Source organism: Amycolatopsis roodepoortensis (genome assembly GCF_024628825.1).
GTDB classification, from domain to species: domain Bacteria; phylum Actinomycetota; class Actinomycetes; order Mycobacteriales; family Pseudonocardiaceae; genus Amycolatopsis; species Amycolatopsis roodepoortensis.
The window spans coordinates 2,561,937-2,585,583 of sequence record NZ_CP102415.1; the positions used below are offsets into that span (position 1 = coordinate 2,561,937).

Below are 23,647 nucleotides of genomic sequence, written 5' to 3' on the forward strand. Positions count from 1 at the left end.
CCTGCTCCGGTGACGCTAGACCGATCCCGACCCCCGGGATGTCCGGTGAACGCCCTACATCGAAGCCTCGTTGAGCTCGGCTAGCGTGATGACGCCGTCGTCGAGTGCCCGGGTGACGAGCTGGCTCTTGGTGCGGGCTTCGCGTCCGACGTTCGAGTACTTCACGCGCACCCGGGCGATATGCGTGTCGACGGTCTTGACGGTGATGTGGAGTTTCGCGGCGACGAGTTCTTTGGAGGAGGCGGCGAACCATGCCCGCAGCACCTCGATCTCCCGTGGGGACAAACGTGGCCTGCCCGGGGAGTCGTCCGCGGCGAGCGCACCGGACAGCGACGGCGCTGTGTACGGCTGCCCGGCGGCGACGGCCCTGATCGCGGGTACGAGATGTCCCGGTCCCTCCCGTTTGGTCAGGTACGCGAGCGCTCCGAGATCGATGCACTTGATCGCGGTGGCGTTGTCCGCGTGCTGGGAGTACACGACCACGCGGCGGCCGCTCTCGACCAGGCGGCGGAGTTCGCCGAAGTCCGGTTTGCCCGGCACCAGTTCGAGATCGAAGATCACCACGTCGGCGTCCGCGCCGGGGCCGGCCCACACGTCGCCGAGGCGGTCTCCGGCGTCGATGAGACCGATCGGCGGATCGGCCTGCTCACACCAGTACCGCACACCCGCCGCGATCGCGGCGTGATCGTCCACGATCACCGCCGTGATCAGTTCTCCGCCGGCTGCCATTGGGCCTCCATCCAGACTGTTCCGTCTCCGTCGAAGATCTCGATCCGTACGTCCGGTGTGCCCGGCGTCGACGCGATCGGTTCGGCGCAGTCCGCGACCACGTTGACCGACACCAGCCCGGGGCTGCCGACCACGGTGACCCGCGCCCAGGATCCGGCCGTCGCCAGCGCGGTGAGCGCGGCGTCGGTGAGGTCGCGCCGGACGGCCACGGGTGGCACGGGCCACTGGCCGCGAACGTCCAGATCGACCTCGACGCCTTTGCGGTCGGCGATGTCCGCGCAATGCCGCAGCTCGTGCAGCAGCGGGTTCTCCACCGCGTCGGTTTCGGCGAACAGCCGCCGCATCCGGGCCGCTTCGATCGCGCATTCTCGCTGTACCAAGGGATCCGATGGGGCGAGCGAACCGTCCGCGAGCCCCGTCAGCAACGGGACGGCCGTGTCGGCGAGCTCGGTGAGCCGCTGCTTGCGGCGATTGTGCGCGCCGGCCGCGACGGCCTCCGCGGTGCGCAATCGTTCCAGCTCCCGGGTGGCCTCGGCCGCCCGCGCGCCGATGCGGCCCAGCACGGCCGCGACCACGGCGACGCACAGCGGAAGGCCGATCACCGTCACCGAGCCGGTCACGAACCGGGCCAGCACGCCCCGGCTCACGTCGTGGAACAGCAGCAGGTTCGCCAAGGCGAGCGACCCGTGCGCCAGCAGGAAGGCCAGCATCGTCCGCAAAGGACGGTCGAGCAGGACGACGATGCCCGCCCAGTTGGCCGCGCCGAACAACCAGTCCACCGTGGTCGCCGTCTTGCCGTCCGGCAACGTCAGGTACGCCAGCGCGGACGCGGACAGCACGAGGGCGACGGCGGGCCACCGCGCCGCGCCCCACGGCCGCCGCCGTACGACCAGCACCACTTCCACGGCCAGCACCGCGTTCAGCGCGGCCAGCGCGGCGAACTGAGCGGCGGGAAGGTCGTGGGATTTCAGGCCCCGCACCAGATTGCTCGTCCCGAGCACGTCGACGGTCAGGATCGCGACGAGCAGCACGGCGATCCGCAGCCCGCGCCTCAGCTGGTCGTGGGTCGCTTCGCCGCCGTTCATACCGGCCACTTCAACCGGACCACCGTGCCGGCCCCTTCGGCGGAGGTGATCGTCGCCGTGCCACCGACCCGGTTCATCCGGCCGTGCACGGATTCCCGCAGCCCGCGTCGCGCCGTCCCCTGGTCAGCGGCGAATCCCTTGCCCTCGTCGGAAATCTCGACCGAGAGCGCCTGCGCGTCGCCGCTCAACCGGACTCCTGCCCGGTCCGTCCCGGCATGGCGGCGCACGTTGTTGAGCGCCTCCCGGACGGCTCCGGCGATCGCACCCGCCACCTCGGACGGCAGCGAAAGCCGCGGCGGTACGTCGAGCTCGACGGTCAGGTGGCCGTTGTCGAGGTCCGCGCGGAGCAACTCGACGAGGTCGGCCTCCGGCGAGGTTCGCCCATCGTCGAGGGACCGCAACCGGGCCAGGTCCCGGCGTGCCTGCGGGGCCAGCCAATCGGCGTCCGGGGGCACCTGCCCGAGGCCGACCATCAGCAGAGTGGTGGCCGCAGTGTCGTGCAGCGAGTTCACGAGCTCCCGTTCGTCGGCACGGACGGCTGCCGCCACGGCGGCCTCCCTGCGCACCTGCTCGGCCTCGGCCGCCGTGCGATCGGCACGTTCGGCGGCGCGGGTGACGAGCACCCAGGCCACCCTGGACATCGCCGCCATCGCCGGCACCCAGAGCTGCGACGCGGTCAGGTGGAGCCCGGCGGCGTCGAAGACGACGAGCATCCCGCCACCGGCGATCAGCGCCGCGGGGCCGCCGGTCAGTGGCGGGGTGTGCCATTGCCAGGTCACACACGCGAAGACGACCAGAAGCCGGAGCCAGCCCGTGTTGCCGTCCGCCTCGGCGTCGGTCCAGAAGACGGTGAGACACAAGCCCAGCAGCACCGCCACGTCCACGGCGACCGGGACCCGCCGCGGCCACCATCCCTGCGCGCAGGTCCAGACCACGGCGACGGCGACCACCACGGCCGTGGCCGCGAACTCGTCGGGTGAGCTTCGGAGCAGGCCGATCGCCGCGATGGGCGGCAAGGTCGTGACCCGCACGGCGACGGCGTACCGGCGTCCGAAGCCGGTCAGCAGCCGCCTGGCCTCCCCCGCCACCCGCTACCTCGCCAACCGTCGAACCCGGCATACCTCGCGTGGGTGACGATACCGGCCGCTGACGTCGGGTAGTGCCGATTCCGGGGGACCGGGCCTTTGACTCCTCCTCGGTGAATTTCCGCCGCCACCGCGCCACGGATCGGCGATCTCCATCCGGCCCCGGGCAGGGCCGAAGGCACCGTGCGGTACGAATGGATGCCAGGCGGATTCTTCCTGCTGCAGCGCGTCGATCTCACCGAGTCCGGCGAGTCGATCACCGGTATGGAGGTCATCGGCGACCTGCGCCCCTTCGGCGAGCCGCCGGGCAAGGACGTGGTCTCCCGGTTCTACGACTCGACCGGGAACACCCTCGACTACACCTACGAACTCACCGGCGACACCCTGACCATCCGGGCCGGCGCGAAAGGCAGCCCCGCCTACTTCCAGGGCACGTTCGACGCCGAGGGCACTTCTCTCACCGGAGATTGGGTTTACCCCGACGGGGGCGGCTACACCTCCACCATGACGCGGATCTGATCGCGATCCCGTCCGGCCGCTGAGAGCAGATGCGAGAATGGCACTGTGCCGGACGACGTGCCAGGAGCGCGATGGAGGTTCGCCCTGGCCTGGGGCACGCTCGAGGTGTTCGCCGACGGCGACACCATTCCAGCGGTGCTGCGCCCCACGGCCGCCGTCCTCGCCCGCTTGGACGGCCGCTTCCGTCCGGCCTTGCTCAGCTACCACCGATCGCCGACCCGCATTCCTTTGGCGGCGGTGTGGCCCACAGGCTTGGTACCGGCCGAGAACCAACTGGAGGGCGTCGTCCTCGCGGAGGTGCACGACCTGACCTGCCAGTGCTGCGCGGCACGGTTCCACGGCGTCTACCCTGACGGCGGCATCCCGCACTTCGGTAGCCAATTGTCCGCGCACCGGCTTGTCAACGGATGTCCCAGCTGTGGCAGCGACTTCGCGAGGTCTCGCATCCAGTCGCTCGCCCTCTTGCCCGTGACAGGGCACTGACCGCCACGAACGTTCACCCCCTGCTCCGCGTTTAGACGATGCCCTGTTGACGACCGTCCTGGTGGCGAGGTTCGACTGCTTGACGGAAGGCGATGGCGGCACCGAGTGCGGCGGTGGCCGGGACGAAGACATCGTCCGATGGCGTCCGGAGCAGCGGAATCTCGTTCTCCCGCAACAAGTGCTTCGTCGCGGCCAGGTCTTGGACGGCGACCGTGCACGCGACGAGGGCGGGTAACGCTGGGGCGTGCTCGCCGGGTAGCAGCACGCTCAGCCCGGAGGCGGGCACGACGGTGAGCGTGGCCCCGTCAAGGTCGAAGACCCGGGAGACCCCTTCTTTTCGCGGTACCCGGCCGAGATAGCGCTCATATCGTTCCTGGACGGCGTCCAGATCGGCGTCGGCGGTGCAGAGCGTGGCGTCGACGAGGCCGACAGCACCGTTGGGGTGATCGGCCAGCCGGGTGGCCTGGATTCGCGGGTCCAGGTCCGCGACGACGCCGATCCTGCCTTCCGCCTCCACACCCGGCCGGACTCCGTCGATCTCCAGGTAGCGGACGGTCTCGACCTCGGTGCCTGCCGGGCGTCGCACCGTGTTCACGCCGCCATGCCGCACCCCGGCGGTGGTCAGCCGTGCTGCGGAGACATCGATGTCGGACGACGAGAACATCAGGATGTGCAGGCCTTCGAAGCGTTCCAGGCAATCCGCCAGATTCGCACTGGTGGCGTTGATCCGCTCCACCAGTGTCGGCAGCACCTCGGGCGGGGCTTGCAGCGGAACGAGCCGCGCGTCTGCCGGGACATGGCCACCGGGATCGACGACGGTGGCCAGTTCGAGGAAATCGCACGGGAAGTCGGCATGCGTGTTGGCCGCGCCGAACGGCTCGGGCTCGCCCCCTTCCCGCGGTGCCATCGCGGGGTAACTGGGCGCCGGCACGCTGAAGCCCAGCCGCCGGTAGAGGTCGAGCGCGGCAGGCATGTCCTGGACGACGTGACCCACATGGTGGAGCCGCGTGATTTCGTGGGCCATGGCGGCAACTCTAAGAGATGGTCACCGCGGACACGAAGAAGCCCAGGCCACCAGGCCTGGGCTTAAGCTCCCCCGCTTGGACTCGAACCAAGAACCCTCCGGTTAACAGCCGAATGCTCTGCCAGTTGAGCTACAGGGGATTGTGCTCCGTACCGGCCGGATCGCTCCGACCGATGAGGGAACTTTAGCCCATGCCCTCCGGCGGGCGCGCACCCACCCCCCACTTTGGGGAGCACCTCGTCAAGCTCGCGTTTTGAGGGACAATGACAGCTGGAGCAAGATCGAACGGAGGCGTGGACTCGGATGAAGATGTTCCTGCTGGGCGCGGCCGCGGGCTACGTGCTGGGCGCGAAGGCCGGCCGGGGGCGGTACGAGCAGATCGTGCGGACCTACCGCAAGATCGCTGACCACCCCATGGTGCAGGGCGCCGCCGGGGTCGCTCGCGCCAAGGTCGGTGAGCGGTTCGGGCGGCCTCAGCGCTGACCTGAGCCGAAAGGGCCCTTCGCCGCATGCGACGCGGCGAAGGGCCCTTTCACTACATCTGACGAGGGGAATGGCCCCTTCAGCCCACGACGGCGACCACGAAGACGCGCCGGAACTCGAACCAGGTGGTCCCGTCGGGACGCGGCGGGTAGGCCTCGTCCAGCTTCCGGGCGATCTGGGCGCGGAAGTGGTCCCAGTCCTCCCCCGGCAGCGCCTCCTTGACCGGCCGCAGCGAGGTGCCGGTGATCCATTCGAGTACGGCGTCCTCCCCGGTCAGCCGCTGCAGGTACGTCGTCTCCCAGGCGTCGACGGCGCATCCCGCGTCGGCCAGCAGGTTCCCGTAGCCGAGCGGGCTGTCGACGGCCTCGTTCTCCCGCAGGACGACGTCGGCGAGGCGCGGAGCCCATTCCTCGGTGCGCGCGAGGGCGCGGACCAGGGCGTGCGACGGCGCATCGAAGTTGCCGGGGACCTGGAACGCGAGCGTCGCCCCGGACGGCAAGAGATCCACCCAGCGGCGGAGCAGGCGACGGTGCTCCGGGACCCACTGGAGCACGGCGTTCGAGATGACCACGTCGGTGTCCGGCTCGGGCACCCAGTCGTTGACGTCGAGCACTCGTGCGTCGACGCCCCGTGAGCGAGCCGCTTCGACCATTTCGGGTGAGCTGTCGCTCGCCTCGATGACCGCGCCGGGCCAGCGTTCCGCCAGACCGGCGGTCAGGTTTCCAGGACCGCAGCCGAGGTCGGCGACGCGGCGGGGATTGTCGGCCGGTATCCGTGCCATGAGGTCGTGGAACGGCCTGGCCCGCAGGTCGGCGTAGTCGAGGTACTTGACCGGATCCCACATGGCGCCTCCCAGCGATACAGTACGAGTGTACTGCTAGGCTAGGCCAGCTTCCTTGCCGCTTCTTCGGCGATCGCCTTGACGACGTCGGCGTCGGTGCCCGGATCGGGCCGCACCTGCAGCACCGTGCCGTCCTGACCGGGGACCTTGCGCTCGACGAACCACGCTCCGCCGGTTTCGAGGTCCTTGCGGTGCCGTGCCCGGACCGAGCCGTCGACCCGCTGCCGCACCAGGATCGGGACCTTGCCGGGTTTGGGCAGCCGGAACCGGACCGGGGTCTTGTCGGCCAGCAGGACGGCGTTCCCCGCCGTCCCGGTCTCCTCGGACTCGGTCAGCGTCAGTACCCCGTCGGACCACGCGGCCTTGCCGACCAGATGCCAGCCGACCCGGCGCGGCCCCGGGATCCACAGCCCCAGCGCGGTGACCAGCAGATATCCGCCGCCCTCGACCGCCGCGCTCCCGACGACGTGCTCGCCGTCGTCCAGCGTGCCGTCGAAATCCGCCGGGACACGGTCACCCAGCAGGTGACGCAGCCAGCCCATGCTCAGTCCAATCCGCCGATGGCCTGTTCCTTCAGCGCCTTCCGGTACTGCTCGAGCGCGACGAGGTCGCCGAACAGGGCGCGGTAGTCGTCCGGCGCCTCGACCGGGGAAAGCCGCTGGAGCTTCGACTTGATCTCGTTGATCTGGCGGCCGACGAGGCTCTCCTGCACCGCCGCGAGCTGCGCGGAGATGTAGCGCGAATCGACCTCGCCCTTGGCGCGCAACGGTTCCACCGAAAGCTCACTGAGCACGCGCCGCACCGTCCCCTGCGGACAGTGCGGGGCGGCGGCGTCGAGCAGGGCGGGCCCGGTCAGCCCGGAACCCGCTCCCCCGGCGGACAGCAGCGCCTTGTGGATGGCGACGTAAACCGGATGGGTGAAAGCGTCCTCGGGGAGCGCGTCGTACTCGGCCCCGGCGAGCATCGGCTGCTGCAGCGCCGCCTTGAGCGCCTCACGCTGCGCGATGAACCGCGGGTCGCCGGGCGCGGGCCGGGGCAGGTCCTCCTCGGCCGCGGCCGCCGCCGAGGAAGGAGCGGGCCGCCGGACCTCGATGGTGGCGGAACGTTTCGCCGCCGCCCCCGCGCTGCCGCGCACCCGGTTCACCACCTGCGCCGCGTCCTGCCAGCCGACCCACCACGCGAGTTTCGACGCGTAACCGTCGCGGCTGGCGCGGTCCCTGATCCCCGCGACCATCGGGACGGTCTTCTGCAGCGCCGCCACCTGACCGTCGACGGAGTCGAGGTCGAACGCCTTGAGCATGCTCTTGATCGCGAACTCGAACAGCGGGATCCGCCGCGCGACCAGGTCGCGCACCGCGGCGTCGCCCTTGGCGAGCCGGAGTTCGCACGGGTCCATGCCGTCGGGGGCGACCGCGATGTAGGTCTGCCCCGCGAAGGTCTGGTCACCCTCGAACGCCTTCAGCGCCGCCTTCTGGCCCGCTTCGTCACCGTCGAAGGTGAAGATCACTTCGCCGCGGAAGGCGTCGTCGTCCATCATCAGCCGCCGGAGGACCTTCATGTGGTCCTCGCCGAACGCGGTGCCCGAGGACGCGACGGCCGTCGGGACGCCCGCGGCGTGCATCGCCATCACGTCGGTGTAGCCCTCGACGACGACGACCTGGTGCCGTTTCGCGATCTCGCGTTTGGCCAGGTCGAGGCCGAACATCACCTGCGACTTCCTGTAGATCGGCGATTCCGCCGTGTTCAGGTACTTCGCCGAGACGCGGTCGTCGTCGTACAGGCGCCGCGCGCCGAACCCGACCACCTCGTTGCCGACGTCGCGGATGGGCCAGAGCAGCCGCCGGTTGAACCGGTCCATCGGCCCGCGCTGCCCCTCCTTGGCCAGCCCGGCCGTGAGCAGTTCCTTGACCTCGAACCCGCGGTTGAGCAGATGCTTCGTGAGCTTGTCCCAGCCCGCCGGCGCGTAGCCGCAGCCGAACGTCTGCGCGGCGGCCGCGTCGAAACCCCGTTCGGACAGGAAGTCCCGCGCCGCCCGCGCGTCCGGGGTGAGCAGCTGCTCGGCGTAGAACTCCTGCGCCGCGCGGTGCGCCTCGATCAGCCGGGCGCGGGTGCCGCGATCACGCTGGACGCTTCCGCCACCGCCTTCGTAGGTCAGCCGGAACCCCACGCGATCCGCGAGGCGCTCGACGGCTTCCACGAACGAGATCAGGTCCATCTTCTGGATGAACTTGATCACGTCACCGCCTTCGCCGCAGCCGAAGCAGTGGAAGGTGCCGTGGGTGGGGCGCACATTGAACGACGGGGTCTTCTCGTTGTGGAACGGGCAAAGCCCTTTCAGGCTGCCGCCGCCGGCGTTGCGGAGGGCCACGTAGTCACCGATGACCTCGTCGATCCGGTTACGCTCGCGCACCTCCGCGATGTCGCTTTCCCGAATCCGTCCTGCCACGCTCATCACTCTAGTTCCCGCGTCCGGAGCACTGTGCGGCACACTCGGGGAATGAGCACCGCCCTGGACGAACTCGCCGGGAACTTCGCCGCGTTGCGCCCCCATCTGGTCTCGGTCGCCTACCGGCTGACCGGCACGCTGTCCGACGCCGAGGACGCGGTCCAAGAGTCGTGGCTGCGCCTGAGCGGCCTGGACGACCAGCGCCGCTCGGCCATCGAAGACCAGAAGGGCTGGCTGACCACCGTCGTCAGCCGCATCTGCCTCGACCGGCTGCGGTCCGCGGTGGTGCGCCGCGAGCGGTACGTCGGCGAATGGCTGCCCGAACCGGTCCTCGGCCCGCTGGGGACGCCGTCGTCGGAGGATCCGCTGACCGTCGCCGTCCGCGACGACGGCATGCGCATGGCGGCGATGGTGGTCCTCGACCGGCTGACGCCGGAGCAACGCGTCGCGTTCGTCCTGCACGACGCGTTCTCTGTGCCGTTCGGGGAGATCGCCGAGATCCTGGGCTGCACGCCGGAAACCGCGCGCCAGCACGGTTCCCGCGGTCGCCGCGCGGTCGCCGACGCCGATCCGCCGCCCCGGACGGCGCTCGCCGAGCAGCAGCAGATCATCGAGAAGTTCATGACCGCGATGCTCACCGGCGACATCCAGGCGGTGGCCGAGGTGCTGCATCCCGACGTCGTCCTGGTCGGCGACGGCGGCGGCAAGGCGCGCACGGCGGTGCGCACGGTCGCCGGGTTCGACAAGGTCACCCGGCTGTTCCAGGGCCTCATGCGGATGTACGACCCGGCCGGGATGGAGCAGGCGAGGCCCGCGCTGGTCAACGGCGATCTCGGGCTCTACATCCCGCCGCAGGCCGCCTCCGAGGGATACCGGGCGCTCGACGAGCACGTCGACGCGTTCGTCATCCGCGACGGGAAGATCGTCGCGATCTACGACATGGCGAATCCGGACAAGCTCACCACCGCGCGGACCCGCGTCGGCCCCTGACCGCGTTTAGTCCTCTGAATGCGCCCGGGCGCATTCAGAGGACTAAACGCGGGAGTCTTTCAGGGAAGCGGGATCTTGCAGGCGTCGCCCGAGGTGAAGCCCTGCGCGGTGATGTCGAGCGCGCTGTTCATCCGGGCACGCATGTTCTCCAGGCCGATCTGGTAGGTCAGCTCGATGACGCCCTTGCGGCCGAACTCGCGTTCCAGCTCGGCGACCTGCTCGTCGGTGGCGGTCACCGGGCTCGCGGTCATCGCGTCGGCGTACGCGAGCGCGAGCCGTTCCTGGTGGGTGAAGGCGGGCGACTTCGCGTAGTCGTCGATGTTCTTCAGCCGTTCGATGTCGAGGCCCTCGTGCAGTTGCAGCATGGTCCCGAAGTCGATGCACCACGAGCAGCCGAGCTGGGTCGCGACGCGGTACACGGCCAGCTCGCGCACGTTCGACGGCAGCGTCTTGCTGGCCTTCTCCGCCATCATTTCGTGCATGCCGTTCGCCCGGAGCAGCGCCGGGTGGTGCGCGTAGACGGCCATCGGCTCGGGCACGGCGCCGAAGCGCTTGCCGGCGAACTTGTAGAACAGCTTCAGCAGGAAGCCGGCCTCGGCGGTCTTCACGGCGGGAATACGCGGCATGGTGTCCTCCTCGTGCGGTTGCGGTCACCGAATGGACGAGACGGCCCGTACGGACGTGACAGTGACGCCGGTGACGCCGGTGACGCGCGCCACGCGGCCGGTCGGGGCCTCGATTTCGCCTTTTCGCCGGAACCCCCAGTCGATCATCGACGGTAGGCTGGCGAGTCGGCCCTTTCCCCTCCCCCAGGAGGAACGATGCTCGCCGTCGAGGACCCCGCCACCGGACAACGGATCACGGCCGTCCCCGACTGCGGGCCCGCCGAGGTCGACAAAGCGGTCCGCGCCGCCGCCGGGGCATGGCCCGCTTGGCACGTCTCGGACCGGCACGCGGCGCTGACGTCGTGCGCGGTCGTCGTCGAGGAGGCCGCGCCCGTGCTGGCCCCCGTGCTCTCCGAAGAGCAGGGGAAACCGCTTCACGAGGCCGAAGCCGAGTTCGCCGAGGCGGCGTCGCGGTTCCGGTACTTCGCCGGGCTGCGGCCGGAGCCGCGGGCCGACGGCGGCGGACCGGTCGCCGCGATCACGCCGTGGAACTTCCCCGTGCAGTCGGCCGTCGCGAAACTCGCGCCGGCGTTCGCCGCCGGGAACACGGTGGTGCTCAAGCCGTCGCCGCGCACCCCGCTCACCACGCTGCACCTCGGCCGGATGCTGGCGCAGGTGCTGCCGCCGGGCGTGCTGACCGTGCTCACCGGACGGGACCCCCTCGGCGAGCGGCTGCTCGCCCATCCCGGGATCCGGCAGGTCGACTTCACCGGCTCGGCCGACACCGGGAAACGGATGGCGGCCGCGCCGGAATGGCGGCGGCTGACACTGGAACTGGGCGGCAACGATCCCGCGATCGTCCTCCCCGGCACGGATCCGGCCGCGATCGCGGAACGGCTGTTCTGGAGCGCGTTCGCAAACTGCGGTCAGATCGGCGTGGCGGTCGAGCGGGTCTACGCCGTCGGGCCCGCCTACGACGGCGTCGTCGAGGCGCTCGCGGCCGTGGCGGCGCGAGTGGTGGTCGGCGACGGACGCGCCCCCGGGACACAACTCGGTCCGGTGAACAACCGGCCGCGGTACGACCGCGTCACCCGACTCACCGACGAGGCACGCGCGGACGGCGCGCGGATCGTGACCGGCGGGCCGCTCGACGGACCCGGGTACTTCTTCGCCCCGGCGATCCTCGCCGAGGCGCACGACGGGATGCGAGTCGTGACCGAGGAACAGTTCGGCCCGGTGCTGCCGGTCGTCCGATGCTCCACAGTGGACGAAGCGGTCGGGCTGGCGAACGCCACGGCGCCCGGCCTGTGCGGTTCGGTGTGGGGCACGGACGAGGAGTACGCCGCCGAGGTCGCGGCTCGGCTCGGCAGCGGGACGGTCCGGGTCAACGCGCACCTCGCGATGCCGGTGGGCTCGCGGTGGTCCGCGAGCCGCGCCGGCCTCAGGGGGTGATCGTCCGGACGTCCCACACCCAGACGCCGTCGACGAACTCGGCGGGTTTCCGCAGCAGCAGGTCCACAGTGGTCCGGAAGGCGTCCTGGTGTTCGCGCGGGATCAGCACGAGCACGTCGGCGTTCCAGTACCGCAGATCCTCCAGTGCCTGCACCCGCTGCGATTCGGTGATCGTCGCCGGTACGCCGGTCTGCTTGATCTGGTCGAAGATGACCGAGGTCGGCCGCTGGACGGCGCCGTAGCGGCCGCGTTTGTCGTCCGGGCCGCTCGGCCCGACGAAGTACCCCTCCGGCATCGAATAGCCGAGTCCGGCGTCGATCTGCCAGTGCAGCGGTTCGGATTCGCCGGAACTCGGCAACGGCACGGGTACCACGGTCCCGCCGGGCGCGACGTAGCTCCGCCAGGTGCCGTCGGCGAGGAACCGCGGTGTCGGCGGCCGTTCCTTCACGATCAGCTGGGTCGGCGCGATCGGCAGCAGGACCGCGATGACGACGCCGATCCACAGCAGCCGCAACGGGAATCGCCGTTCCCCCGGCACTTCGGGGAGTTTCGACGCGACCGCGTAGACGCGCTCGGTGGCCAACGCCAGCAGCGCGCCGATCAGCGGGATGCAGCCCATCGCGAGCCGCGATTCCAGCAGCGACTCGAACAGCGGCAGCTCCGAGAAGAGCTTCCACGGTCCCGGGATGCCGGTTTCCTCGTGCACCACGATGATCTGCACGCCGAGCGAGAGCCAAGCCATCACGAACATGGAGATCGCCAGCGCCCGCGCGAAGACCTCGCGCCACAGCCAGACGGTGATGACGACCATCAGCACGATCAACGGCCAGCCGAAGAAGGCGTTCTCCTCGGTGCGGTTCATCGACACGTCCGCGGCGGCCTGCGGCTGCCCGGCGACCGACTGCGTCGCGAACCGGGTGAACGCGGCCGTGTCGTTCCCGACCGGGCCGTGCTCGATCGCCTGATAGCTCTGCGGGCCGAAGAACTGCCACCACAGCGGGAAAGCGCACAGCACGAGGGCCACGAGGACCCCAATGCCGACGCCGATCCCCAGTGGTTTCGCCATCGGCGGGAACTCGCGGTGGTTCGTCGCGAAGTAGGCGATGGCGAAGATCGCGAACGCCATCGCGAAGATCAGCAGCGGTTCCTCGCCGAGGAAGATCTGGTACGCCGCCAGCAGGCCGAGGAAGATCCCGTTGCGGACGGGGCGTTCGCCGCGGGCGATCTTGAAGACCAGCAGCGCGATGAACGGCAGGACGAACCACGCGACGAAGTTCGGATGCGCGTTGCCGTGCGAGATCATCGGCGGGGCGAAGCCGACGAAGGCGCCGCCGATGGCCGCGCCGACCCGGTGGGTGACCAGATGCCGCGAGAACACCCAGTACCAGGCGGCCGCGGTGCCGGCGAGACCGCCGGTGAGCGCGATGGCCCAGGTGACCGTCGGGCCGAAGGTGAGCGTGACCGGCGAGAGCGGGATGCCGATGCCGAGCATGGCCGTGTTGGCCATCAGGTTCACGCCGAGCGGATGGTTCTGGAAATGCGTGCTGAGCGGATTCCTCAGGTGCAGCACGTTGTCCGCGGTGACGGAGAAGAACCACTCCCACAGGTTCTGGTCCGACGCGCTGTTCCAGAGATAGCCCTCCTCGAGGTCGAGCCAGAGCCCGTTGTAGAGCAGGAAGGCGAACAGCAGGAAGCCGCCCATGATGGCGGCGTCGGCGGCGGCGAACCGGCGGGGTCTCGTGGGAGTCTTCTCGGCCTCCACCTCCGCCTCAGCCTGGAAAAGACTCACGGACCGTCCTCACGGCTCGACTACGCGGGCGAGAAAGTAGATCACACCCGTCGAGGCATGCCTGACGAGCAGAAGGAAGGGGCGATCGACGGCGACTTCGAGCGGTTCGTCGACGATGAGCGACGTCAGCCGCATCAGCACCGCCGTGGCGGCGGCGCCTTCGAGGCCTTGTTCGTCGATGCGGAGCACGGACTGGTGGACGACCTCGGACACTTCGAGCCGGTCGTCGTCGGCGAGCCCGGTGAGGTCGGCGTCGGCGGTGAACATCGTCCGCACACCGAGTTCCTGGAGTTTCGCCGTCAGCGGGCTGTCGACGTCGAGGTCGAGTTTCGGCAGCGACAGGGCGATGGTCTTGGACCGCGTGTTCTCCAGCAGCCGCGCCAGCTTGCCCGCGTCCAGCTCGGCGTCGTCGAGATCGCCGTCCGGCAGCAGGACGATCGCCTCCACCCCGCCCTCGGCACCGAGGCGGACGACCTGCCAGCCGTCCTCGTGGGTGTGGTCGAGCTGCTTTTCGAGCCACATCGTCGGCACCGTACGGGTGCCGGACGGCGCGTGGAAGTCCGCGGGCGCGGTGTTGTCACTCGAGAACGGGTTGGTCCAGGCGGTTTTGAGATACAGGGCGTTGACGATCGCGGCGACGGTGTCCCGTGCGACGGTCCCCGGCTTCAGCAGTTCGGGGATCAGTTCGCGGGTGGCCTCGGCGACGTCGGCGTTGATCAGCCGCCGGGCGGCCTCCGGATCGTCGCCGAACGGGGCGCTTTCGACCTTCCCGCCCGGCCAGGTGGCGAGCTCCTCGCGGAAGGAGTCTTCGAGCGGGAGCCCGTCCCAGGCCCAGAGCGTGTTCGCGACCGCGAGTTCGGGACCGTCGTCGAGCAGCGACGAGGCCTTGCCCAGCAGGTCGGCCAGCTCGTCCGGGTCGCCGAGCAGCGCGATCAGCTCTTCTCTGGTCTTGCCCTTGGCGGCCTGGGTCACCAGGCCGAGCGCGCTCGCGATCGAGTACGGCGAGAAGCACGCGTTCTCCGCGCGGCTCGCCAGCACCCGATAGAGGTCCAGACCAAACCGGAGGTGGCTTTCGACAGCGCCCATGCCGCAGACCGTACCGTGGACGGGGCCGCCCGTCTCCTGTCCGAAAGTTCCGCCTTGTCCGAGGGGCGGCGCCGAGCCGGCATGTCACGAAAGCCACTTTCGGGACACCAGACGTCGCGAAAGTGGCTTTCGCGACCTGTTCGGCGGTCCCGGGGCCGGTCACCGACTCCTCCCCGCCCCCGCCGACGTTGCGAAAGCCACTTTCGCAACGTTGAAGGTTGCGAAAGTGGCTTTCGCAACGTCGGCCGGGGCAGGGTGAGCGGGCGGCTCGGCCTTCTCAGCCGTGGCGGCCCGTATGCCAGGCGTGCCACGCGTACGCCTGCGCGTCCGTGAGCGACGCCACCTGGTCGACGACCACGCGCAGCCGGGCCGCGTCGTCCGAGGCGGCCTCCCACGCGGGCAGGAACAGGCCGTCCAGTGAATCGGGCGCGCGGCGGCACAGCGCGACGACCAGCTCGGCGAGCATCTGACGCTGGCCGTCCTGCATCGCGAGACGCCGCTTGTCGCTCATCACGTACCGCAGCGCGAGCGCCTTGAGCAACGCGACCTCGGCCGCGACCTGCTCCGGGATGACCAGCCGCGCGGCGTAGCGGCTCAACGGTCCTTCGCCGTACACCTGCCGTGTCGCGCCGACGACCGCCGTCGCGAACCGGCCGACCAGCTCGCTCGTCAGCCGTTTCAACGCGACCTGCGCCTTGAGCGACCCGTCGAGCCCCGGTTCGCTGAGCTCGGCGACCACCGGCAGGTCGAGCAGTTCCTTCGCCGCACCCTCCAAAGTGGACTGCGACCGGTGCGAAAACCGCCGCGCCGCCTCGGCCACCGCCGCGCGTTCCTCCGGGTCGGCCAGCACCCGCAACGAGATCCGCCCGGCCAGTACTCCGTCTTCGACGTCGTGCACGGAATAGGCGACGTCGTCGGACCAGTCCATGATCTGCGCTTCGAGGCAGGTGCGGCGCTCCGGCGCCCCTTCCCGGACCCACCCGAACACCTCGGCGTCGTCGGCGTAGACGCCGTACTTCGCATTGCCTTCTTCACGTTGCCACGGGTACTTCATCGAGGCGTCGAGACAGGCGCGGGTGAGGTTCAGCCCGCCGACGAGCCCGCCTTCGAGCAGGACCTTGGGCTCCAGCCTGGTCAGGATCCGCAACGTCTGCGCGTTGCCCTCGAAACCACCGCACGGCTGGGCGACCTCGTTCAGCGCGCGCTCGCCGTTGTGCCCGAACGGCGGATGCCCGATGTCGTGCGCGAGGCCCGCCGTGTCCACCAGATCCGGATCCGCGCCCAGCTCGTCCGCGATACCCCTGCCGATCTGCGCGACCTCCAGCGAATGCGTCAGCCGCGTGCGGGGCACACCGCTGACCTCGGCCCCTTCCCCCGGGCCGACCACCTGGGTCTTGCCCGCCAGCCGGCGCAGAGCGGCCGAGTGCAGCACTCGGGCACGATCACGGGCGAAGGCGCTCCGCCCGTCCGCGGCGCCTTCCAACGCCGCGCCCTTGGGCCGCTCGGGCAGCAGGCGCGCCCTGTCGGCCTCGGTGTAGGTGTCCACCCGACCAGACTAAACGTGCTCACCGACACTTATCGGGCGTCAGACCTCGCCGGTACCGAACAGACTGTCCGCCGGCGACTTCGTGAGGCGGTAGTACAGCAGCGCGCCGGTCTCGCGGACGATGTAGCGCGCCTGCGTCTCGCGGGTCTGCACGATCGGGCCGCGATGGGTGGGCGACGTCCAGGTCTCGAGCCCGAGGTCGTCGGCCATCACCCGTGCGCGGAAGGAGTGCCACGGGTCGCTGACCAGCACAGCGGTCTTCCAGCCCCGTTTCTGCACCTGCTCGGCGACCGCGCGGAGGCTCCGCAGCGTGTCGCTGCCCTCGCCGACCGGCAGCGTCGCCGCCGTGGGCACGCCGCGTTTGCGCAGCCACTGCGCGCCCGCGTGCGCCTCGGTGTAGTTGTCGTCCGCCTTCTTGCCGCCCGCGGTGACGATCACCTTCGCCACGCCCTGGTCGTACAGCGTCTTCGCCTTCGCCAGCCGGGCCTGGAAGATCTCCGACGGCCTGCCGTTGTACTGGGCCGCGCCGAGCACCACGATGACGTCGGCCCGGTCGCGCACGTCCTCACGCGCGACCTGCCAGACCCGGAACGCCGTTCCGCCGATCACCGCGACGACGACCAGCAGGAATCCCGCCACTATCCGGCGAACCCAGTTCGCGCGAGTCGGTTTCGTCCGTTCGGCGGTACTCACGTGGGTGATTCTCGCAGAGCGGGGAGTCGATCTCAGAGCCAGCCGTGCTCTTCCGCGAGCCGCACCGCCTCGGCCCGGGTCCTCGCCCCGGTCTTGCCCATCGCGGCCGAAAGATGGTTGCGCACGGTGCCTTCGGAAAGGTGCAGGGCACGGGCGATGTCGGCCACCGTGCGGCCGTCCTTGGCGGCACTGAGGACGTCGTGTTCGCGTCCGGTGAGCGGGCTCGCGCCGGTGGCGAGCGATTCCGCGGCGAGCGCGGGATCGACCACCCGGAGCCCGCCGTGGACCCGCCGGACGGCGTCCACGAGCTGCTCCGGCGGAGCGTCCTTGACCACGAACCCCGCGGCGCCCGCGGCCATCGCCCGCGAGAGATACCCGGGCCTGCCGAAGGTGGTGCAGATGATGATCCGGCACAGCGGAAGCGCGCCGTGCAGCTCGGCGGCGGCTTCGAGACCGTCCTTGCCGGGCATCTGGACGTCGAGCAGCGCGACGTCCGGGGCCGTCTCCTTCGCCCGCTGGAGCACTTCGTCTCCCGAGCCGACCTGGGCGACCACCTCGATGTCGGCTTCGAGGCCGAGCACGGTGGCCAGCGCCCCGCGCACCATCGCCTGGTCGTCGGCGAGCAGGACCCGGATCACGCGCAGCCTCCCGTGGGATCGGAGAGTGGCGCGGGCGCGCCGCTCCGGAAGGCGGACTCGGGTACCTCCGCCCGGACGAGCCATCCTCCCCCAGGTGGCGTGGTGGCGGTCAAGGTCCCGCCGACCGCGTCCAACCGTTCGGTGAGCCCGCGCAGGCCGTTGCCCGCCGTCGCGTCGCCGCCTTCACCGTCGTCCTCGACTTCCAGCCAGGTCTTGCCGAAGCGGACTTTCACCCGTTTCGCCCCGGAATGCCGGATCACGTTGGTGACCGCTTCCCGCAGCACGTAACCGAAAGTGCGCTGCAGGGCGGGATCGACGTTGTCCACCGCGTGCGGCAGATCCGCGTCGATCTCGGCCGCCCGCAACGCCGCCCGCGCCCCGGCGACCTCCGCCGACAGCGACACCTCGCGATACTCCGACACCGTGGCCCGGATGTCCGAGAGCGCGCTGCGGGTCAGGCCCTCGACCTCGCGGATCTCCTGTAGCGCGCGGGGGTCGTCCTTGCCGCTCTCCAGGATCCGGCGGGCGAGCCCGGCCTTGACCGTGATGGTGGTGAGGCTGTGGCCGAGGATGTCGTGCAGATCCCGCGCCAGGCGTTCGCGTTCGCCCGCCACCGCGAGCGTCGCGATCTCCTGGTTCGCCGCCTCCAGTTTCCGCACCGCGCGGACCAGGTTCGCCATGAAGAACATCGCCGCCGTGATCGAGGTGACCGCGATGAGATCGCCGAAGTCGTCCTTCCCGAGGACCAGGTGGACGGCCAGCACCAGCAGCAGGGCGCCGCCGTCCAGGATCACCGCCCACGCCGGCGGCAGCGTGAAGGCCAGCACCGCCGTCGCGTAGATCAGGACGTACGGGTTGTTGTCGTGCAGGAACACGAGGGCGAGACCGATGAGCAGCATCAGCACCGAGAAGACGTAGGTCGTCTTCCGCCGGGAAGGCCGCAGGCTGAGCGGGAACAGCACGTAGCAGGAGCCGTAGAAGAGCAGGAGAACGGCGATCACCAGCTCTTTCGCGGTCGCACCGTCGGTGGCCAGATCGACCACGGCGGGGGCGAAGCCGGGCACGATGAAGGCGAGGCCGAAGAACACCCACCGCCTCGGCCGAGGTCCCCGGCCGGTTCGCGGCGGCATATCCGCCCACCAGTTCTCCCGGCTGTTCAAGCCCGTCTCGACCCTGCCCGGGTAGTCACTCACCGGTTCACCCATTTCTCAGACCCGCGCACTGTCCTTACGGTAACGCCTGATCACGAGCGTCCCGAGGACCGCGGTCCACGCCGCCAGCACACCGAGCGCGGCCGGGAGACTCACCGTGAGATGGTCGGTGACGACCGGGCGGACCAGCTGGATCAGCCAATACGTGGGCGTCACCTTGGCGACGTCGGCCATCCACGACGGCATCCCGTCGATCGGGATCCACAGGCCGCCGAGGAACCCCATGCCCATCATGACGATCATGTTCAGCGGCTGCATCGACTCCGGCGTGCCGAACTGGCCGAGCAGCAGACCGAGCAGCACCAGCGGGATCGCGCCGAGCCAGATACCCGCCACGAGCCGCAGCCAGCCGACGGCGTCGAGGTGGACACCTTGGAAGAGGACACCGACCAGCGGGACGACGAGCAGCGCCGGCAGGGCGACGAGCATCGCCGAGAGCGCCTTGCCGCCGAGGTAACCGGCGCCGGTCAACGGCGTCAGCCGCAGCTGGCGCTGCCAACCGGTGGACCGCTCGATGGCGAGTTTCGCGCCGCTCGTCATCGCGGCGGAGAAGGCCCCGAAGGCCATCATGTTGACCATGATCACGCCCGCGATGTTCACTTCGCCCGCGGCGAAGACGTTGGCCTGCAACAGGAACATCAGCACCGGGAAGGCGACCGCGAAGAGCACGAACCTGGTCGAACGGAAGGTACGGACGATCTCGGTCTTGAGGTAGGTCGGGTTCATCGGACGGCTTCCTCGCTGGTGGTCAGGGACAGGAACGCGCCTTCGAGGCCGACGGCGCTGATCTCGATGTCGTGCGCTTCGGGCACCTGGCTCAGCAACGCCCGCAGCGTCGCGTCGGAATCGGAACTGGAGATCGCCACGCGGCCGGCGCGGAGTTCGTGACCGGTGACCGCGGGCAGCGCCGCGATCACCGGCTCCGCCGCCGCGGGCACCACCGCGCGGATCGTGCGTCCCCCGGCCAGCGCACGGACCTGCGCGACCGAACCGTCCGCGACGATCCGGCCCGACCGCATCAGCACGACACGGTCGGCGAACTCTTCGGCCTCTTCGAGATAGTGGGTCGCGAACAGGACCGTGCGACCTGAGTTCGTGTACTCGTACATGGACTTCCAGAACTCGCGGCGCGTACCGACGTCCATCGCGGCGGTCGGCTCGTCGAGAATCAGCAGATCGGGGTCGCTCACCAGCGCGACGGCGAACCGCACGCGCTGCTTCTGCCCACCGGAAAGCTTGGTGGAGCGCCGGTTCGCGATGTCCTCGATCCCGGCACGGCGCAACGCCTCGCGCACGGGCATCGGCTCGCGGTGCAGCGCCGCGACCATGCCGACGGTCTCCGCGACCGTGAGATCCTCGACGAGCGCGCCGCCCTGCAGCATCGCGCCGATCATCCCGTCGCCGACCGCGTCACCCGGCTCCCGCCCGAAGACGGTCACGGTGCCGGCATCGGGTTTCGAGAGTCCCAGGATCATGTCGACCGTGGTGGATTTGCCCGCGCCGTTGGGGCCGAGGAGGGCGACCACCTCGCCCGGCGCGATCGTCAGGTCCACGCCGTCGACGGCGTGGACGTCCCCATAGTGCTTACGCAGCCCGGAAAGCCGGACCGCCGCCCCCGCGGTGATGTCTTGTTCTCGCATGTTTGAAGCTTGTCGCTCGGGCGTGCCCCGGCCTTGGGCCACGCGTCACGACCTGAGGGTGACAGTTGTCAGGGGTGGGGGGTCGGCGCCGGTGGGGCGACGTTGCGAAAACCACTTTCGCAACCTTCAACGTTGCGAAAGTGGCTTTCGCAACGCCGGCGAAGCCTGGGCAAGCGGTTCGGCGTGATCGAAGGGACGACACGCGTGATTGGACGGACGGCACACGTGTCCAGACGGACGACACGCGCCGGAGCCCGGTCGCGAGCGTGTCGTCCGTCCAATCACGCGTGTCGTCCGCCTAAGCACGCGTGCCGTCCATCCAGACACGCGAAGGCAAGTACGTGAAGTCCCCCTTCACTGCGCCTAACGCAATGAAGGGGGCCTTCACGTACTTCCCAGCCGGAACTCAGGCGCCGATCAGACGCCCCGCCAGGTAGGACTCCAGCTTGTCGATCGCGACCCGCTCCTGCGCCATGGTGTCGCGCTCCCGCACGGTCACCGCGTGGTCGTTGAGCGAATCGAAGTCGACGGTGACGCAGTACGGCGTCCCGATCTCGTCCTGGCGCCGGTAGCGGCGGCCGATCGCGCCCGCGTCGTCGAAGTCGACGTTCCAGTGCTTGCGCAGCGCCGCGGCGACGTCGCGCGCCTTCGGCGTGAGGTCGGCGTTGCGCGACAACGGGAGCACGGCGACCTTGAACGGCGCGAGCCGGTAGTCCAGCTTGAGCACCGCGCGGGTGTCGGTGCTGCCCTTGGCGTTCGGCACCTCTTCCTCGTGGTAGGCGTCGACGAGGAACGCCATCATCGACCGGCCGACACCGGCCGCGGGCTCGATGACGAACGGGCGGAACCGCTGCTTCGTGGCCTGGTCGAAGAACGACAGGTCGACGCCGGAGTGGTTCGAGTGCGTGGTGAGGTCGAAGTCGGTGCGGTTCGCGATGCCTTCGAGCTCGCCCCATTCCTGGCCCGCGTTGAACGCGAAGCGGTACTCGATGTCGACGGTGCGCTTCGAGTAGTGGGAGAGCTTTTCCTTCGGGTGCTCGTAAAGACGGAGGTTGTCCGCCTTGATCCCGAGGTCCTTGTACCACTCGGTGCGCGCGTCGATCCAGTACTGGTGCCAGGTCTCGTCCTCGCCCGGCTCGACGAAGAACTCCATCTCCATCTGCTCGAACTCGCGCGTGCGGAAGATGAAGTTGCCCGGCGTGATCTCGTTCCGGAACGACTTGCCGATCTGGCCGATGCCGAACGGCGGCTTCTTGCGCGCGGCGGTCTGCACGTTGAGGAAGTTGATGAAGATGCCCTGCGCGGTCTCCGGGCGGAGGTAGTGCACGCCTTCCTCGGACTCGACCGGGCCGAGGTAGGTCTTGAGCATCATGTTGAAGTCACGCGGCGCGGTGTACTGCCCGCGGGTGCCGCAGTTCGGGCACGGCACCTCGGACAGGTCGTCCTCGGACACCTCCTTGCCCGAGCGGGCGGAGAAGTCCTCGGCCAGCTGGTCGGCGCGGAAACGCTTGTGGCAGGACAGACATTCGATCAGCGGGTCGGTGAAGACGTCGAGGTGACCCGACGCGACCCACACCTGGCGCGGCAGGATGACCGAGGAGTCGAGGCCGACGACGTCGTCGCGGCTCTGCACGACGGTCTTCCACCACTGGCGCTTGATGTTGTCCTTGAGTTCGACACCGAGGGGCCCGTAGTCCCACGCCGACTTGGTACCGCCGTAGATCTCTCCACACGGGAAAACGAAGCCTCGACGCTTGCACAGGCTGACGACGGTCTCAATGGTGTTGGCGGGCACTCCACGCTCCGAAGCATGCGGGGACGGGTATGGACTAGAAGGACAAGACTAACCGCCCGTCCCCGCACGACCTCCGGCGAGGTCGGACCGCTCAGGGCCTGCTGACCAACGAGGCGGTGACGATGCGGTTGTCCTCGTAACCGTCGGTCCCGCCGACGTACTCGCCACCACAGGTGACCAGCACCAGCCGATGCGGCCCGTCCGGTCCGAACAGCTTTTCCGACTGTTCGGCGAGCTTCGTCTTGTGCACGGTGACGACCTCGCCGATCTTGTAGACCCACTTGCCGCCGTCGGTGTCGACGACGTCGACCTGCTGGCCGGTCTTGAGCCGCCACAGTTCGTCGAACGGGCCCTTCTTCCCCTTCCAGTTCACATGCCCGGAAAGCAGGGAAGCGCCCTGGTCGGCGCCCAGTTTCGCGCCCCACCAAGTGGCTTCGTCGAGACCCTCGGGGATGGGGAGGGTCCCGTCCGCGGTCAGTTCCTTGCGGATCAGTTTCGCCGTGCCGCCACCGGGGAGCCTGACCGTGCCGGGCGCCTGTCCCGTGTCGGCCGGGGCCTGCGCCTGCTGCCCCGCCGACGTGTCCGCCTGACCGGGGGCGGCCGCGACGACAGAATCACTCTTTCCGGTGAACACCAGCACCGCGACCACGGCCGCCACCACGAAGATCGCGGCGCCGATGAGGATCAACCCCAGGCTGGAGCGCTTTTTCGGCCGCTCCTCGCTCGCCGTGCCGTCGTCGATCTGTCCCACCATCGGGTATTACTCCTTGCTCGCGTCAAGCCGCCGGAGCGGCCGGTGTGGCTAGACACGCGACGCGAGCCGCGAGTGGTTGCACCGACTTCCCGCATTTCGTCCTCTGAATGCGGGAATCAGGCGGGCGGCCCGGAAACGGGAGTCGCGACGACGACCCGGTTGTCCCGGTAGCCGTCCGTACCCCCGAGGTAGTCGCCGCCGCAGGTGACCAGCACCAGCCGGTGCGGCCCGCTCTGCGCGAACAGCTTCGCCGCCTGCGCGGGCAGGTCGTCCTTGTGCACGGTGACGACCTCGCGCACGCGATAGACCCAGATACCGCCCGCCGCGTCGCTGACGGCCACCTCCTGGCCCTCGCGCATCCGCCACAGCTCGTCGAACGGCCCTTTGACGCCACCCCAGTTGACGTGCCCGGAGATCAGCGACGTACCCGCTTCCGCGCCGAGCCGCACACCCCACCACGCCGCGTCGCCGAGACCGCGCGGGATCGGGAGGACACCCTGAGCGGTGACCTCGGAGCGGACGAGTCTCGCCGACCCGCCTTCGGGCAGGCGGATCGTGCCGGGGCGCTGCCCCCGTTTCGAACTGTCGGCGGGCAGCGCCAAGGGAGCGCCGTCCTCACCCGGCATGACCGCGGGTTCGGCGAACGAGACCGCCGGCGATTCCGGCGGGATCCAGGTCAGCACGACCACGCCCGCCGAGATCGCGATCGCGGTGACCACGGCGGACAGTCCCGCCAGCCAGGGCCGCACGGGC

At 69.8% G+C, this 23,647-nt stretch carries 24 protein-coding genes and 1 tRNA gene; 5 read left to right on the forward strand and 20 right to left on the reverse strand.

Annotated features, from left to right (window positions below; genetic code table 11):
- Positions 1-54 precede the first annotated feature (54 nt).
- Genes NQK81_RS11905 through NQK81_RS11915 form a run of 3 tightly spaced genes read right to left on the reverse strand, consistent with a single transcriptional unit; the run spans position 55 to position 2,902 of the window.
- On the reverse strand, positions 55-729 hold the full coding sequence (locus NQK81_RS11905; RefSeq protein ID WP_126729442.1) for a response regulator: 675 nt from the start codon (positions 727-729) through the stop codon (positions 55-57).
- Positions 708-1,814: a hypothetical protein gene (locus NQK81_RS11910; protein ID WP_257488227.1), complete on the reverse strand. Its 1,107-nt coding sequence runs from the start codon at positions 1,812-1,814 to the stop codon at positions 708-710. Before NQK81_RS11910 ends, NQK81_RS11905 begins: the two co-directional genes overlap by 22 nt.
- Positions 1,811-2,902 carry a sensor histidine kinase gene (locus tag NQK81_RS11915; protein ID WP_257488228.1) on the reverse strand — a complete coding sequence of 364 codons (1,092 nt, stop codon included), beginning with the start codon at positions 2,900-2,902 and terminating at the stop codon, positions 1,811-1,813. Before NQK81_RS11915 ends, NQK81_RS11910 begins: the two co-directional genes overlap by 4 nt.
- Before the next feature lie 195 nt (positions 2,903-3,097).
- Between NQK81_RS11915 and NQK81_RS11920 the strand changes: the two genes are divergently transcribed.
- The gene (locus NQK81_RS11920; RefSeq protein WP_257488229.1) at positions 3,098-3,418 is read left to right on the forward strand and encodes a hypothetical protein; all 321 of its coding nucleotides are present in this window, start codon (positions 3,098-3,100) and stop codon (positions 3,416-3,418) included.
- A 45-nt stretch (positions 3,419-3,463) separates the two neighbouring features.
- Positions 3,464-3,901: a hypothetical protein gene (locus tag NQK81_RS11925; protein WP_257488230.1), complete on the forward strand. Its 438-nt coding sequence runs from the start codon at positions 3,464-3,466 to the stop codon at positions 3,899-3,901.
- Positions 3,902-3,932: 31 nt separating this feature from the next.
- Here NQK81_RS11925 and NQK81_RS11930 read toward each other — a convergent pair whose 3' ends face one another.
- Both NQK81_RS11930 and NQK81_RS11935 read right to left on the reverse strand, forming a co-directional pair.
- Positions 3,933-4,925, reverse strand: coding sequence for a VOC family protein (locus NQK81_RS11930; RefSeq protein WP_257488231.1), 993 nt, complete (start codon positions 4,923-4,925; stop codon positions 3,933-3,935).
- A 67-nt stretch (positions 4,926-4,992) separates the two neighbouring features.
- Positions 4,993-5,065, reverse strand: a tRNA-Asn gene (locus NQK81_RS11935).
- Positions 5,066-5,228: 163 nt separating this feature from the next.
- Between NQK81_RS11935 and NQK81_RS11940 the strand changes: the two genes are divergently transcribed.
- Positions 5,229-5,408, forward strand: coding sequence for a hypothetical protein (locus tag NQK81_RS11940; protein WP_007031230.1), 180 nt, complete (start codon positions 5,229-5,231; stop codon positions 5,406-5,408).
- Between the two features lie 79 nt (positions 5,409-5,487).
- Here the strand turns inward: NQK81_RS11940 and NQK81_RS11945 are convergent, their stop codons facing one another.
- The 3 genes from NQK81_RS11945 to dnaG are packed head-to-tail and all read right to left on the reverse strand — an operon-like array spanning position 5,488 to position 8,695.
- Positions 5,488-6,252, reverse strand: a complete 765-nt coding sequence (locus NQK81_RS11945; RefSeq protein WP_257488232.1) for a trans-aconitate 2-methyltransferase — start codon at positions 6,250-6,252, stop codon at positions 5,488-5,490.
- A gap of 38 nt (positions 6,253-6,290) precedes the next feature.
- Positions 6,291-6,791, reverse strand: coding sequence for a hypothetical protein (locus tag NQK81_RS11950; protein WP_126729451.1), 501 nt, complete (start codon positions 6,789-6,791; stop codon positions 6,291-6,293).
- Between the two features lie 2 nt (positions 6,792-6,793).
- Positions 6,794-8,695, reverse strand: a complete 1,902-nt coding sequence (gene dnaG, locus NQK81_RS11955) for a DNA primase (protein ID WP_503827234.1) — start codon at positions 8,693-8,695, stop codon at positions 6,794-6,796.
- A gap of 51 nt (positions 8,696-8,746) precedes the next feature.
- Here dnaG and NQK81_RS11960 point away from each other — a divergent pair, with 51 nt between their 5' ends.
- A complete protein-coding gene (locus NQK81_RS11960; protein WP_257488234.1) occupies positions 8,747-9,685 on the forward strand; it encodes a sigma-70 family RNA polymerase sigma factor in 939 nt (312 codons plus the stop codon).
- Positions 9,686-9,744: 59 nt separating this feature from the next.
- Here the strand turns inward: NQK81_RS11960 and NQK81_RS11965 are convergent, their stop codons facing one another.
- Positions 9,745-10,311 carry a carboxymuconolactone decarboxylase family protein gene (locus NQK81_RS11965; protein ID WP_016332491.1) on the reverse strand — a complete coding sequence of 189 codons (567 nt, stop codon included), beginning with the start codon at positions 10,309-10,311 and terminating at the stop codon, positions 9,745-9,747.
- Between the two features lie 195 nt (positions 10,312-10,506).
- Between NQK81_RS11965 and NQK81_RS11970 the strand changes: the two genes are divergently transcribed.
- Positions 10,507-11,742 (forward strand): aldehyde dehydrogenase family protein, encoded by a 1,236-nt coding sequence (locus NQK81_RS11970; RefSeq protein ID WP_257488235.1) that lies wholly within the window; start codon positions 10,507-10,509, stop codon positions 11,740-11,742.
- Here NQK81_RS11970 and NQK81_RS11975 read toward each other — a convergent pair.
- The 11 genes from NQK81_RS11975 to NQK81_RS12025 form a co-directional block, all read right to left on the reverse strand.
- Complete coding sequence (locus NQK81_RS11975) at positions 11,732-13,531, reverse strand: glycosyl transferase (RefSeq protein ID WP_126729458.1); 1,800 nt, start codon at positions 13,529-13,531, stop codon at positions 11,732-11,734. The genes NQK81_RS11970 and NQK81_RS11975 overlap by 11 nt on opposite strands.
- A 9-nt stretch (positions 13,532-13,540) precedes the next feature.
- On the reverse strand, positions 13,541-14,617 hold the full coding sequence (locus tag NQK81_RS11980; RefSeq protein WP_257488236.1) for a serpin family protein: 1,077 nt from the start codon (positions 14,615-14,617) through the stop codon (positions 13,541-13,543).
- Between the two features lie 277 nt (positions 14,618-14,894).
- Positions 14,895-16,163, reverse strand: coding sequence for a deoxyguanosinetriphosphate triphosphohydrolase (locus tag NQK81_RS11985; RefSeq protein ID WP_306856036.1), 1,269 nt, complete (start codon positions 16,161-16,163; stop codon positions 14,895-14,897).
- A 39-nt stretch (positions 16,164-16,202) separates the two neighbouring features.
- The gene (locus NQK81_RS11990) at positions 16,203-16,856 is read right to left on the reverse strand and encodes a YdcF family protein (RefSeq protein WP_257488237.1); all 654 of its coding nucleotides are present in this window, start codon (positions 16,854-16,856) and stop codon (positions 16,203-16,205) included.
- A 32-nt stretch (positions 16,857-16,888) separates the two neighbouring features.
- On the reverse strand, positions 16,889-17,494 hold the full coding sequence (locus NQK81_RS11995; RefSeq protein ID WP_257488238.1) for a response regulator transcription factor: 606 nt from the start codon (positions 17,492-17,494) through the stop codon (positions 16,889-16,891).
- Entirely contained in the window at positions 17,491-18,687 is a 1,197-nt protein-coding gene (locus NQK81_RS12000) for a sensor histidine kinase (RefSeq protein WP_257488239.1), read from the reverse strand. Before NQK81_RS12000 ends, NQK81_RS11995 begins: the two co-directional genes overlap by 4 nt.
- Before the next feature lie 15 nt (positions 18,688-18,702).
- Positions 18,703-19,431, reverse strand: coding sequence for an ABC transporter permease (locus tag NQK81_RS12005; RefSeq protein WP_257488240.1), 729 nt, complete (start codon positions 19,429-19,431; stop codon positions 18,703-18,705).
- Entirely contained in the window at positions 19,428-20,345 is a 918-nt protein-coding gene (locus tag NQK81_RS12010; protein ID WP_257488241.1) for an ABC transporter ATP-binding protein, read from the reverse strand. Before NQK81_RS12010 ends, NQK81_RS12005 begins: the two co-directional genes overlap by 4 nt.
- Positions 20,346-20,751: 406 nt before the next feature.
- The gene (locus NQK81_RS12015) at positions 20,752-22,140 is read right to left on the reverse strand and encodes a glycine--tRNA ligase (protein WP_034316415.1); all 1,389 of its coding nucleotides are present in this window, start codon (positions 22,138-22,140) and stop codon (positions 20,752-20,754) included.
- Positions 22,141-22,231: 91 nt separating this feature from the next.
- Complete coding sequence (locus NQK81_RS12020; protein ID WP_257488242.1) at positions 22,232-22,894, reverse strand: class F sortase; 663 nt, start codon at positions 22,892-22,894, stop codon at positions 22,232-22,234.
- Positions 22,895-23,010: 116 nt separating this feature from the next.
- Positions 23,011-23,643: a class F sortase gene (locus NQK81_RS12025; RefSeq protein ID WP_257488243.1), complete on the reverse strand. Its 633-nt coding sequence runs from the start codon at positions 23,641-23,643 to the stop codon at positions 23,011-23,013.
- Positions 23,644-23,647 lie beyond the last annotated feature (4 nt).